The sequence below is a fragment of the Micromonospora sp. LOL_023 genome, from assembly GCF_048060115.1.
Classification (GTDB): Bacteria; Actinomycetota; Actinomycetes; order Mycobacteriales; family Micromonosporaceae; genus Micromonospora_E.
Map to the genome: position 1 here is coordinate 1 of NZ_JBHMIM010000051.1, position 13,164 is coordinate 13,164.

9 protein-coding genes and 1 pseudogene are annotated in these 13,164 nt (G+C 72.2%); 3 read left to right on the plus strand and 7 right to left on the minus strand.

Translation table 11 applies throughout. The annotated features are described in order from the left end of the window. Window positions 1-365, minus strand: a pseudogene (locus ACFHVL_RS23890) (hypothetical protein); the annotation flags it as partial. Window positions 366-822: 457 nt separating this feature from the next. On the opposite strand from ACFHVL_RS23890, the gene ACFHVL_RS23895 reads away from it, so the two are divergent. Continuing rightward, window positions 823-1,329 (plus strand): inorganic diphosphatase, encoded by a 507-nt coding sequence (locus ACFHVL_RS23895; protein WP_326549888.1) that lies wholly within the window; start codon window positions 823-825, stop codon window positions 1,327-1,329. Window positions 1,330-1,351: 22 nt separating this feature from the next. On the opposite strand, the gene eccD is transcribed toward ACFHVL_RS23895, so the two are convergent. Next, the gene (gene eccD, locus ACFHVL_RS23900; RefSeq protein ID WP_416630671.1) at window positions 1,352-2,737 is read right to left on the minus strand and encodes a type VII secretion integral membrane protein EccD; all 1,386 of its coding nucleotides are present in this window, start codon (window positions 2,735-2,737) and stop codon (window positions 1,352-1,354) included. 126 nt (window positions 2,738-2,863) lie between these two features. On the opposite strand from eccD, the gene eccCb reads away from it, so the two are divergent. Continuing rightward, entirely contained in the window at window positions 2,864-7,003 is a 4,140-nt protein-coding gene (gene eccCb / locus ACFHVL_RS23905) for a type VII secretion protein EccCb (RefSeq protein WP_416630672.1), read from the plus strand. Between the two features lie 46 nt (window positions 7,004-7,049). Next, on the plus strand, window positions 7,050-8,528 hold the full coding sequence (gene mycP, locus ACFHVL_RS23910; protein WP_416630673.1) for a type VII secretion-associated serine protease mycosin: 1,479 nt from the start codon (window positions 7,050-7,052) through the stop codon (window positions 8,526-8,528). On the opposite strand, the gene ACFHVL_RS23915 is transcribed toward mycP, so the two are convergent. From ACFHVL_RS23915 to ACFHVL_RS23935, 5 genes are all read right to left on the minus strand, one after another. Further along, the gene (locus tag ACFHVL_RS23915; protein ID WP_416630674.1) at window positions 8,449-9,627 is read right to left on the minus strand and encodes a MarP family serine protease; all 1,179 of its coding nucleotides are present in this window, start codon (window positions 9,625-9,627) and stop codon (window positions 8,449-8,451) included. The two genes, mycP and ACFHVL_RS23915, sit on opposite strands and share 80 nt — an antisense overlap. A 63-nt stretch (window positions 9,628-9,690) precedes the next feature. After that, the gene (locus tag ACFHVL_RS23920; RefSeq protein WP_416630675.1) at window positions 9,691-10,446 is read right to left on the minus strand and encodes an NUDIX hydrolase; all 756 of its coding nucleotides are present in this window, start codon (window positions 10,444-10,446) and stop codon (window positions 9,691-9,693) included. Continuing rightward, window positions 10,443-11,105, minus strand: a complete 663-nt coding sequence (locus ACFHVL_RS23925) for a TlpA family protein disulfide reductase (RefSeq protein WP_416630676.1) — start codon at window positions 11,103-11,105, stop codon at window positions 10,443-10,445. Before ACFHVL_RS23925 ends, ACFHVL_RS23920 begins: the two co-directional genes overlap by 4 nt. After that, window positions 11,102-11,920: an endonuclease III gene (gene nth / locus ACFHVL_RS23930; protein WP_416630706.1), complete on the minus strand. Its 819-nt coding sequence runs from the start codon at window positions 11,918-11,920 to the stop codon at window positions 11,102-11,104. Before nth ends, ACFHVL_RS23925 begins: the two co-directional genes overlap by 4 nt. Before the next feature lie 14 nt (window positions 11,921-11,934). Further along, window positions 11,935-13,065 carry a CapA family protein gene (locus ACFHVL_RS23935; RefSeq protein WP_416630707.1) on the minus strand — a complete coding sequence of 377 codons (1,131 nt, stop codon included), beginning with the start codon at window positions 13,063-13,065 and terminating at the stop codon, window positions 11,935-11,937. Window positions 13,066-13,164 lie beyond the last annotated feature (99 nt).

The following is a 13,164-nucleotide window of genomic DNA, read 5'->3' on the forward strand; positions in this document are numbered from 1 at the left end:
TGTGCCGGCGCGCTGGGCTGTGCCGGCGCGCTGGGCTGTGCCGGCGCGCTGGGCTGTGCCGGCGCGCTGGGTGCCAGCCCAGCGGCTGGCACCGGCTTCGCGCTCCCCCGCGTCGGCACGCCCGCCCGGCCCCGGTGCGGCGCGGCGGCGATGCCGGTGGCGGTCGTCGGCGGCGGCCCCGTTGCCGCCGGCGGCTCCGGCTCCACAACCGCTGCCGGTTCGGAAGTCGGCTCCGGCTCCGGCTCCGGCTCCGGCTCCGGCTCCACAATCACAGTCGGTGCCTGCGCCGGCTCCACGGCCGCCGACGACTCCGGATCCGCGTCTGCGGAAGTGGCCGTCGCCGAAGGTTCGGCGGGTGTCGGCACGAATTCCGGCTCCGGGTCCGGGGAGGGGGCTGCTTCAGCCGCTTCTGTAGAAGGTGTCGCGTCGAAGGACGGATCCGCTTCACCAGCCTCCGAGGACGGAGGCGATGCGGTCACCGAGGAGTCGGATGGGCGCGCCTGCTCAACACTAGCCCGCTCTCCGTCGGGTGGATTAGTGTCGGCCGGTTGCCCGACCGCCATTTTCCCACCCTCGGATACCGCATCATCACCCTGAGTGACGGACTCGACCGGTTTGCCCGACCGGTCCGGCTCGGCGGACGACTTGCCCGACTGTGAGTCTTCACTCCCCACCGGCCCCACCTCCCATCCGACGAACCGACTAGGCGACACTACTTGCGTTCACAAAACGAGCGGGAGCCGGAACGGCCGGGTGGGGCAACGCCCGAGCGGCGGGCCCGCTCTATTTCCGTAGCCAGCGCGGGCGACGAGGGAGCGTGAGATGGATTTCGACGTTACGGTTGAGATCCCCAAGGGTCACCGGAACAAGTACGAGGTCGATCATGCGACCGGCCGAATCCGGCTGGACCGCACATTGTTCACCTCGACCCAGTATCCGGCCGACTACGGGTTCATCGAGGGCACCCTCGGGCAGGACGACGATCCGTTGGACGCGCTGGTACTCGTGCCAGAACCCACCTTCCCAGGATGCCTCATTCGATGCCGGGCGATTGGCATGTTCCGGATGAAGGACGAGAAAGGTGCCGACGACAAGGTTCTCTGCGTGCCCTACGAGGACCCGCGCCAGGAGCACCTGCGTGACATCCATCACCTCGGCGAGTTCGATCGGCTGGAGATCCAGCACTTCTTCGTCGTCTACAAGGACCTCGAACCCGGCAAGTCGGTCGAAGGGGCGACCTGGGTCGGCCGGGTCGAGGCCGAGGCCGAGATCCAGGCCTCGTTCCGCCGCCGCGAAGCAGCCATCGAACGGGGCGAAGCAGCCCACTGACCGGAGCGGCCGACCGGGTTGCTCAGTTGAGCAACCCGGTTGCCCACCGGTAGAGCCCCAACACGGCACCGGCGACCGGGATCAGCGACACCAGCGCGGCGGTGTCCAGGATGTCGGCGGCCCGGCTCAGGTACGGCGACGGTTCACCGGCGGCGTACCTGCCGCCGACGGCGACGGTCACCAGGGCGAGCACCCCGGCGACCGGCACCAACGTCGCGACCTGCATCGACAGGTAGGCCGGCAGCCCACCGGCCACCAGTAGCGACGCGAGCGCGAGCCCGGCGACCAGTAGCGGCAACCGGTGCCGAATGGTGACGAACGTCCGTGACCGCAACAGCAACACGACCGCTGCCACACCGACGAGCGTGTGGCCGGCCACGCCGCCGATCTGCACCAGCACGACGCCCGCGGCAGCGGCGAGCACCGCGTAGCCGATCAGCATTCCGGTCAGCAGTTGCTCGGCTCGGGCGACCCCACGCCGTACCCGGTCCAGGTCCGGCGGGCGACCGCCGGCCCGATCGAGGGACGGCAGGGAGACCACGCCCGTCACCGGCACCTGACCTAGCCGGGTTGCCAGCCGGGGCAGCAACCCTACTCCGCAGCCGAGCACCACCAGCAGACCGGCCGCCGCCCCCGCCGCCCCAGTCACCGTATGCGCCGCTGTCGCCGACAATCCGCCGAACACCCCGACGGTGACCGCCGCGACCGGGACCGGCCGGCCCGCTGTGAGCCCGACGGCCATCATGACCCCCGCCGCGGCCAGCACACCCAGGCCAGCCAGCAGCGTGATGGCGGTCGGCCAGTCGGCCGGACGCGGGCCGACCGCCGCGCCGTCCGCCACGCCGAGCAGTCCGGCGGCGAAGGCGTACGCCAGTGCGCTGCCGCCGAGCACGGCACCGGCGGACTCGTCCCGCCACACCCGGCAGGCGAGCACGGCGGCGGCCGCGACGGCCACCGCCACCGCGCCGGCCGTCGTGGCCAACTCGGTGTCGCCAGCGGTGAGCAACGCCAGCCAGCCAACGCCGAGCCAGCCGGCGGCCGTGGCGTACGCGTACCGGCGGGTGGCGGCTGCGGACCAGGCCGGGCCCTGCCCACGGGCAGCGACCGCGATCACCTCGACCACGTCGTCGTACTCCGGCTCCGGCCAGTCCGCCTGACCGGGAACAAGGTGCAGCACGTCACCGTCGCACACGCCCTGCCCGACCAACGGATCCGCAGCGCTGACCGCCGCGCCGTCTGCCCGGCGGAGCACCCAGCCACCGTGACGCTCACCGACCTCGGCCAGTCCGTCCCCGCTGTGCCGGAGCAACTCTGGCAGCAGCTCCGCTACCGGCACGTGGCCGGGCAGCGCGAGGTCCGCCCGGCGGTGAGGTCCGCACACGGTGATCCTCGTCAACGCGTCGACCATCGCACCTCCGTGACACTGATCCAGCACGGCAAACGAACCGGAGTACTCTATCGATCTGTTGTCCACTACGGAACAGAATCTGACTGTCTGTTGCGGAGCAGCCGACGCAGCGGGTTAGCTGGCGCGATGTCGCGCATCGTCCACCTCCGACCTGCCCGTGGGCCCGCGCCGGAGATACCGACCGGTGAGGTCCGCATCGCCGCTCCGCCGGAGCTTGCGCGACGCACCGTCGGGCGCTGGCACCAGCTCTTCGGGCTACTGCCGGCGGCAGGTGGCTCGGTGGCGACGGCGATGATGTTCGGCCGGGGCGACGGGGCGTACTCGTACCTGGTCGGCGCGGTGTTCGGGGCGTCCGCGCTGGCCATGATGGCGACTTCCTGGAGCACCGCCGCCGGGGCGTCCACCAGGTCCGAGACGGACGCCGCCCGGCACCGCTACCTGCGGCACCTCGCCGACCTGCGCCGGCAGGTACGCGAGACCGCGATTCGGCAGCGGACGGCGGCCGGCTACCGGCACCCCGATCCGGCACGCCTGTGGTCGACGGTCGTCAGCGGCCGGGTCTGGGAACGCCGCCCGACGGACGACGACTTCGGCGTGGTCCGGATCGGGGTCGGGCCACGACCGCTCGCGACTCCACTCGTACCGCCGGTCGGCCGACCCGCCGACGAGCTCGACCCGCTGACCGCCGCCGCGCTGCGGCGGTTTCTCGACACGTACGCGATGGTGCCGCACCTGCCGTTGGCGGTCGCGCTGCGGTCCTACGCCCGGATCCACGTCACCGGGCAGCCGACCGGTGGCGACCAGTCGCCGGCCGCCGGGCAGACGTCGCCGGCTGCGGCGTTGACCCGGGCCGTGCTGGCCCAACTCGCGGTCTTCCACGCCCCGGACGAGCTGCGGATCGCAGTCTGTGCCGCGGCGGACCGCCGGCACCGCTGGGAGTGGGTGAAGTGGCTGCCCCACGCCGGGCACCCGGAGCATCGCGACGCCACCGGCCCGGTGCGGATGGTCGTCACCGACGCCGCCGAGTTGGACAAGATCATCGAGCCGCTACTGGCCGGACGCGAGGCGGCCCGCCAATCGGCGCGGCCAGGACCGCCACCACCACCGGGGGTGGCGGCGCTGTCCATACCGCCAGGGGTGTTCGAGGCCGGCCGGCCGGGCACCATCGGGCCGCATCTGGTGGTGGTGCTCGACGGCGCCGGGGTACGTCACGACCTGGCCGGGGTCACCGTCATCGAGCTGGGCACCGTGGCCCCCCAGGTCCTCGGTCCGGCGGCGCTGGAGCTGGCGGTCGATCCGGCCGGGCGGCTGTCCGTGCGGCACCGGGACGAGTCGACCGACCTCGGCGACGCGGACCAGCTCGGCGTCGTCGAGGTCGAGGCGCTGGCCCGGCGGTTGGCCCCGCTGCGGTTGGCGGGCGCCGCCACCCCGATGTCGTCCGGGCCGGCTACCGAGCCCGACCTGATCCGGCTACTCCAATCGGACCCGGCTGGACGCTGGTGGTCGGCCGCCGGACCCGATCGCGGCCCGGCGGCGCAGCGCCAGCTACGGGTACCGATCGGCGTCGATGCCAGCGGTGGCCCGGTGGAGCTCGATCTGAAGGAATCCTCGCTGCACGGCATGGGCCCGCACGGACTCGTCGTCGGTGCCACCGGCTCCGGCAAGTCGGAGCTGCTCCGTACCCTCGTTCTCGGTCTGGCGCTGACCCATCCGCCGGAGGCGTTGAACGTCGTCCTCGTCGACTTCAAGGGAGGGGCCACCTTCGCCTCCCTGGACCGGTTGCCGCACACCGCTGCGGTGATCACCAACCTGGCGCAGGAGCTGCCGTTGGTGGACCGGATGGCGGACTCGCTCACCGGCGAGCTGATCCGCCGGCAGAACCTGCTCCGCCAGGCCGGCAACCTGGCCGGCCGGCAGGAATACCTACGGGCCCGGGCGACCGACGACGCCCTGCCGCCACTTCCGGCGCTGCTCGTCATCTGCGACGAGTTCACCGAGCTACTTACCGCCAAGCCGGACTTCATCGACGTGTTTCTGCAGATCGGCCGGGTGGGCCGCTCCCTCGGGGTGCACCTGGTGCTCGCCTCGCAGCGGGTGGACGAGGGACGGCTGCGGGGGTTGGACACCCATCTGTCGTACCGGATCGGGTTGCGCACCTTCTCGGCGCTGGAGTCACGGGCGATACTCGGCGTGCCGGACGCCTTCCAGCTGCCCGGCGATCCCGGTCACGGCTTTCTCCGCTACGGCACGGATCCGCCGGTGCGGTTCCGGGCCGCGTATGTCTCGGGGCCGCACCGCCGGCCGGTGCCACGGCGGCCCGCCGAGCGCCGTGCGACGCCCAGAATCTACCAGTTCCGTACGTCACCGACCGCGCTGCCGGCCGCCGAACCGAAACCGGGATCGAGACCCGTCCAGCCGGTCGAACCCGAGGTCAGCCTGCTGTCCCTGACGGTCGACCGGCTGTCCCGGCACGGCCCACCGGCCCATCGGGTGTGGTTGCCACCGCTCGACAGCGCGCCGGCTCTCGACGCCCTGCTCGGCCCGGTACGGGAGGTTCCCGGTCGCGGGTTGGCCGCGCGGGACCCGGCCCTCGCCGGACGGCTACGGGTCCCAGTGGCGCTGGTCGACAAGCCGTCGGAGCAACGTCGCGATCCACTCTGGTTGTCGCTGCACGCGGCAGCCGGCCATGTCGCCACGGTCGGCGCGCCGCAGAGCGGCAAGTCGCAGCTGATCCGGACGCTGATCTGTGCGCTGGCGCTGACCCACACCCCGGTCGAGGTGCAGGTGTACTGCCTCGACTTCGGCGGCGGGACGTTGGCGGCGCTGCGCGGGCTGCCCCACGTCGGTGGAGTGGCCCTGCGCGCCGAGCCGGCGGCGGTACGGCGAACCGTCGCCGAGGTCGCCAACCTGCTCGCTGTCCGGGAGCGCCGATTCGCCGAACTCGGTGTGGAGTCGATCGCCGACTACCGCGTCCGGCGGGCCAACGGCTCCCTGGCCGGCGACGGCCCCGCCGCGGGAGGTCGCCGCCCGGACGCGGCCGACGACGATCCGTACGGTGACGTGTTTCTCGTCGTCGACGGCTGGCCGACCCTGCGCGGCGAGTACGACGAGCTGGAGCCGACCGTCATCGACCTAGCCACCCGTGGCCTGTCGTACGGGGTGCATCTGGTCGCCTCCGCGCCGCGCTGGACCGACCTGCGACCCGCGCTGCGGGACCTCTTCGGGTCACGGCTGGAGCTACGGCTGGGCGACCCGATCGACTCGTTGGTGTCGCGGCGGTCGGCGGGCAACGTGCCGGAGCAGCCGGGTCGCGGGATCACCAGCGACGGGTTCCACTTTCTCGGCGCCCTCGCCGAGGTGTCCACCGTGCACCCGGTGCGGCCGGGCCTGCCCGCCGGAACCGCCGCCCTGGTCGCGGCGGTCGCCGACCGATGGCCGGGCCCGGCCGCACCGGCGGTCCGGCTCCTGCCGGATCTGCTCCCGTACGCCGACCTGGATCGGAGCGGTACCGACGGGCTGCGGCTCCTGATCGGCGTCGCCGAGGCCGATCTGCGCCCGGTGTCGGTAGATTTCGCGACTGATCCGCATCTGCTGCTTTTCGGGGACGCCGAGTCCGGCAAGTCGAGTTTCCTGCGGGCGGTGGCCGTCTCGATCGCCGATCGGTTCGCTCCCGAACAGGCCCGGATGATCATGATCGACTACCGGCGTGGGCTGCTCGACGCGGTCACCTCCGCGCATCTCATCGGCTACGGCAGCACGGCGGCACACGCCGCGGAGCTGATCGACTCGGCCGCCGGCTACCTACGCGAGCGGCTACCCGGACCGGACGTGACCGCCGAGCAGCTGGCCGGCCGGTCCTGGTGGACCGGGCCGGAGCTGTTCGTCCTGGTCGACGACTACGACCTGGTCTGCGACGGCACGAGCAACCCGGTGCAGCCGTTGGTCGAGTTCCTGGCGCACGCCCGGGACATCGGACTGCATCTGGTGCTGGCCCGGCGCTGCGCCGGAGCCGCCCGGGCGCTGTACGAGCCGGTCGTCCAACGGCTCCGGGAGCTGTCCGCGACCGGACTGGTGTTGTCCGGGGACCGCGATGAGGGGCAGCTCGTCGGCGGTGTCCGACCGGTGCCGCTGCCAGCCGGCCGGGGCCAGTTGGTGACCCGGCGGGAAGGGGCACGTCTCGTCCAGCTGGCGTACCTGCCGACAACCGGCCCGGCCCCCACGACCAGTCTTCGCAAGACTACTTCTACGGGTGGAAAATCGCGGTAATCTCCGTGCAGCAAGTGTCTGCTGGGGTGAGTGAGAAGGCCACATTGTGACGCCGTTGCCGCGCCATCCACGCAGCGCCGCCCGCCGCCTCGCGGGGACGGCGCTCGTCGTGATGGTCGCGTTCGCCGCCCCGGCGGCGTCTTCGCCGTCGCTGGACATGCCGGCGACCGGCACGGCGACCGGCACGGCGGCAGCGGTTCCCGCTGGCGCACCGGCGATGCTGCCTGCCCGGTACGACCCGATCCGCGACGACCAGTGGCAGTTGCGGGAGCTGACGGCGACCGCCGCCTGGCAGCACTCCACCGGTGACGGCGTGACGGTCGCGGTGATCGACTCCGGGGTCGACGCCACCCACGTCGACCTGGTCGGTCAGGTGCTACCCGGGATCGACTTCGTCGAGGGCGACCGCGCTGACGACGGCGCGGGCGATGGCGTCGGCGGCACCGGCGACGGCCGGTCCGACCCGGTGGGCCACGGCACCACCGTCGCCGGGCTGATCGCTGGCCGGGGCGACGACGACAGCGGGGTGCTCGGGCTGGCCCCGGATGCCAAGATTCTGCCGATCCGGGTGCTGGACGAGGAAAACCGCTACGACGACGCGATCGTCGTGGCCAAGGCGGTGCGCTGGGCCGTCGACAACGGAGCACAGGTGATCAACCTGTCCCTCGGCGGCAGCGGAGACAGCCCGGCACTCGCCGCCGCACTGGACTACGCCTTCGCCAGTGACGTGGTGGTGGTCGCCTGCACCGGCAACGTCTCCGCCACCGGCACGTCCCGGGTGTGGTACCCGGCGCGGGAGCCGGGCGTCATCGCCGTCGCGGGTCTGGACCGGGACGAGGAAGCGCTCTGGGACGGTTCGATCACCGGTCCGGAGACCGTTCTCACCGCCCCCGCCACCGGTCTGGTCGGGGCCCGGCCGGGCGGGTACTGGCGGGTCCAGGGCACCAGCTTCGCGGCCCCGCTGGTCGCCGCGACCGCCGCACTGATCCGGGCGAGGTGGCCGCAGATGTCGGCGGGCAGTGTGGTGAGCCGGCTCATCGAGACCGCCGATGATCTCGGTCCGCCGGGCCGGGACGACCGCTACGGTTTCGGCCTGGTCGACCCGGTCGCCGCGTTGACCGCCGGGGTCGATCCGGTGCCGCGCAATCCGCTCGACGACAACGAGACGCCGGGGGTCGTCGGGTTCGGCCCAGCTCCGGGGTTGGCACCCGCCCAGCCCGCGTTGGCCGGTGGTTCCACCCGACTGACCAGCCCTGGCGACGGTGATCAGGGCGCGGGTTGGGCGCTCAGCCCGGTCGACGAGGGCGGCACCGGCAACGGCGAGGGTCTGCTCAACAGCGGGCTGCTGGTGCTGGTGCTGGTGACGGTCGGTGTCGGCACCTGGCTGGCCCGGCGGATGCGCCTGGTGACCGCGGGCGCGCACAGTACGGCCACGAGCGTCGGGGTCAGGCACACTCCCCGGTGGCCGTCTGACGAGTGCTCTGCACTCCCGAAGCCGCCGCCACGGCTGCCTCCTCCGCGGTGACCGCGTAACCGGTGTTCGGGTCGTCGGCCGCCGCCGCGAAGATCACCCCGAGGACGAGCCCGTTCGCGGCGACCAACGGTCCGCCGGAGTTGCCCGAGCGGACCAGCGCACGGATCGTGTAGACGTCCCGGTAGACGGCGCCTTCGTTGTAGATGTTCGGTCCTTCGATCGGTCCGACGTCGCGCACCCGGGCGGACTGGGCGTTGTAGGGGCCGTCCAGCGGGAAGCCGAGCACGATCGCGTCCGAGCCGGTCGGTCCCGGTCGGTCAGCGAACGGCATCACCGGTGCCGGCAGGTTCGGGACGTAGATGACCGCCAGGTCGAGGTCCGGGTCGTAGACGACGACCCGGCCATTGTGCCGCTCGCCCTGCACCTCGACAGCCACCGTCTGGGTGCCGGCCACCACGTGCGCGTTGGTCATCACCCGGTCCTGCGCGTACACGAAGCCGGAGCCCTCGATGCGCCGGGAACAGCGCGGCGCGGATCCGAGCACCTTGACCACCGAGCGTTCCGCGTTCGCCACCACCGCCGATCCGGCCAGTGCCGGGTCGGGGGCCGGCACTGGCCGGACCCGGGTCGGGGTGAGCCCACCGAACACGTTCGGGAAACCCCGGGTGTCGACCGTGTCACGCAGCGCGTTGGACAGCGCCTGTGCCTGCGGTGGCATCACCCGATCGACGCCGTTGAGCAGTGCGCTGTTACGGACCGCGCCGGCCAGCCCCGGCATCGCCGAGGAGCCCAGTGGCACCGCGACCAGCCAGGCGACCAGCAGCACCGCCAGCAGGGACACCGCTGCACCGCCGAGGTCGTCGGCGCGGCGTCCGGCGGGGCTGGTGATCGCGTGCCGCAACCGGGAGCCGGCCCAGCCGGCGAGTGCCTGGCCGAGTACGGCCAACCCGAAGACCGCGACCAGCGACACCACCACGCGCATCACGTTGTCGACGAACTGCTGTGCCAGCAGTGGGCCTATCTGGAGGCCGATCAGAGCCCCGCCGAGGAACCCCGCGAAGGAGAGCACCCCGATGACGAATCCCTGGCGGTAACCGCTGATCGCGAACACCAGCATGAGCAACACGAGCACGACGTCGACGACGGACACCCGTCAAGACTACGGGGACCGTGCGGGTACCCCTGCCGGCAGCCACGCGGTGCCGGGCGCCGATCAGCCGGATCGGCCCGCCGGGCCGTCCACAGTTGGCGATTCACCACGCGGCCGGTCACCGAGCGTGTCGGGAAGCCCCGCCGCCGCTGGGTCGCTCCCGGTAGGTGGGGTCGGCGGCAACTCGATGACCCGCTCGGTCGGCCACGGGCCGGCCCAGCCGGCCATGTCGAGCAGGGCCGACAGGACTCCGGCGGTGAAGCCCCAGACCAGCATGCCGCGTAGTTGGAACGCCGGTCCGACCCAGCCGCTGGGGTGACGTACCTGAAGCCGGTTGTCCGGATCGACCAGCTCGTCGACCGGGATCCGAGTGACATGCGCCACTTCGGCTGGTTCGCCGGGATGTACCGGATGCGGCCGGTGCCACCACGCCAACACCGGTGTGACGACGAAGCCGCTCACCGGAATCCACAGCCGGGGCAGTTGGGCCAGCACGGTGACGCTGTCCGGTTCGAGTCCGACCTCTTCGGCCGCTTCCCGCAGGGCGGTCGCCGAGGCATCCCGGTCCTGCGGATCGGCCGCGCCGCCGGGGAACGCGGGCTGGCCGGCATGGGTACGCAGCGTGGCCGCCCGCTGCAGCAGCAGCACGTCCGGCTCACCCGGCCGGTCCTCGCCGAGCAGCACCAGCACGGCGCTGAGTCGGCCGCCCCGGGTGGGAGTCGGCAGCCGGCTGAAATCGGCGGTACGGGCGGACCGGACCCGGGTCAGCAGGGGCTCCCACCACGACGGCAGTCGCTGCGGCGACGGGCCCCCGGTCACCGCGACGTCACCGGCGTCACCGTCAGGCCGAACTCCCGCTCGACCAGGTCGGCCAACGTGACGTCGTCGACGGCGCCCTCGTACACCCGGCGGATCTCGCCGCGGTCGTCGACGAACAAGGTCAGCGGCAGCCCGATCCGCTCCACCGCCAGCAACAGCTCGCGGTCCCGGTCCACCAGGCTTGCGAAGGTCAGCTCCAGGTCCTCGGCGACGGCGAGTGCCCGGCCATGGTCGTCCCAGGTGTTGACGCCGATCAGGTGCAACTGTCCCTCGGTCTGGCCGGCGAGGCGTTGCAGAGCCGGTAGTTCGGCCCGGCAGGGCGCGCACCACGAACCCCAGAAGTTGATGACGGCTGGACCGCGGATCGCGGCGACGTCGACCACCTGGCCGTCGGCGAAGCAGGGCAGGGCCACCTCGGGCAGCCGGGTGGTGGGCTCGGCGGCCGGCGGGATGTCCGCCGGTCCGGTCGGGGGCGAGGTCAACCCGGTGCAGTCCGCGAACGGAACCGGCGGGGTCCCGGCGGCGCTGCGGCCGCCGGCGCAGCCGGACACCACCAGCAGCAGCGGTACGACCAGTGCCGCGAGCGCTCGGCGCCACGACGCCCAGGTGCGGGCCCGGCCACCGGTCGTGGCGCGTCGGTCGAGACGGCGGCTGGTCATGGTGTGTCGTCTGCTACGGCGGCCGCCGGCACCAGGTCGGCGGGGATCCCGGCCAACTCGGCGAGTTCCCCCGCCCGAGGGCCCTTGAGCAGCTTGACCGCCACGGCCGGGTCGGTGGGGCCGGTGCCGTACGCCGGACAGATCTGGGCAAGTGTGCAGGCACCGCAGGCCGGCTTGCGGGCGTGACAGACCCGCCGGCCGTGGAAGATCACCCGGTGGGAGAGCATCGTCCAGTCGCGGCGTTCGATCAACGCGCCGACCGCATGTTCGATCTTGACGGGATCGGATTCGTCGGTCCACCGCCAGCGCCGGACAAGCCGTTGGAAGTGGGTGTCGACGGTGATTCCGGGCACGTCGAAAGCGTTGCCGAGGATGACGTTCGCGGTCTTGCGGCCGATTCCCGGCAGGGCTACCAGCTGGGTCAGGCTGCCCGGCACGGCACCGCCGTACTGTTCGATCAATGCTTGGCCGAGCCGGATCAGTGAGCTGGTCTTGTTCCGGAAGAACCCGGTCGGCCGGATCAGCTCCTCCAACTGGGCGCGGTCGGCGGCGGCGTAGTCGGCGGCGGTCGGGTAGCGGACGAACAGCCGCGGCGTGACCTCGTTGACCCGCTTGTCGGTGCACTGGGCGGAGAGGATCGTCGCCACCGCCAACTGCAGCGGACCGTCGTGGTCGAGCTCGCAGTGCGCGTCCGGATGGGTCAACGCCAGTTGCCTGGCCATCCGCCGGGCCCGACGCTTGCGGCCCAACTCGGTCTCCGGACGGTCAGCCCTGATTCTCGTGGGTCGTGGGGCCGAGATGGTCACGCCGGCCAGCCTACGTCGCCGGCTCAGTTCGACGGCGGGGAGATGCTCCCGTCGTCGCCGAACCGCGGGCCGGTCTGCGGGAAGTCCAACTCGCTCAGCTCCCGGACCAGGCCCAGGCCACGGCCTTCCTCGTCCGGGGTCGGCAGACCGTTGCCGTTCATGTAGGTCGAGAGGAACTCGCCGCCGGTCCACTCGCCGTCACGGGTGAGCGACACCTTCAGTACGCCACCCCACCCGAGCCGGCCGTTGCTGCTCAACGTGCCGCCGCCACCGGCGAAGTTGCCCAGGCTGTACGCGATCAGCCGGCCCTGGTAGAACTCCATGCCGCGCAGCACGTGCGGGCCGTGGCCGACGATCAGGTCCGCCCCGGCGTCGATCATGGCGTGGGAGAAGGCCATCGGGTCGCCACGGTTCTCGCCGAGGAACAGCTCGGTGCCCGGGGTGACCCGGGTCAGGTCGGATCCTTCGCCCCCCATGTGCACCTGGACGACGACCAGATCGGCCTGCTCGTCGGCGCGGCGGACCACCTCCGCCGCCGCGTCCAGATCGATCAGGCTGTTGTTCGGCGGGGAGTACGCGGAGAAGCCGGCCACCGCGACGGTGACCCCTTCGACGTCCAGTACGGTGATCTGGTCCCGGGCGCCGGTGTGCGCCAGTCCGTGCTCCTCCAGCGCCTGCTGGGTGTTTCGGTAGCCGGCCTCGCCGAAGTCGTACCCGTGGTTGTTGGCCTGGTTGAGCAGCATGAATCCGGCGTCGCGCAGATGCGCCGCATACTCCGGCGGGGCACGGAACTGGTGGCACTGGGTGGAGTCGGCGCCGCACTTGCCGGTCCCGGTGTCCACCGTCAGCGGCTCCTCCAGGTTGCCCATCACCAGATCCGCGGCGAGCGTCTCGGTGACCGAGTCGAAGAAGCCCGCCCCGCCGTTGGGCGGCAACCGGTCGGGAACGTTGCCGAGCACGATGTCGCCGGTGGCGGACATCGTGATCTCCTGCGACGACTCCGGGGTGGAATCCACGCTGGGTGATGCCCCGGTCGGTGCCGCGGCCGGCTGCCACTGCGGGTCCGGCTTGGGACGGAGGATCCCGCCGAGGGTGACGAGGCCGATCAGGACCGCTCCGAGCAGGACCGCGGTCAAGGCGACGATCGACACGATGGGGCGGCTGGCGGCTGGCTCCTGCCGCCTACGGCCCCGGGAGGCACGCTGAGCGTCGGTCACTGGCGTGACCCTACCGGCCGTCGGCCGCCGGCGACG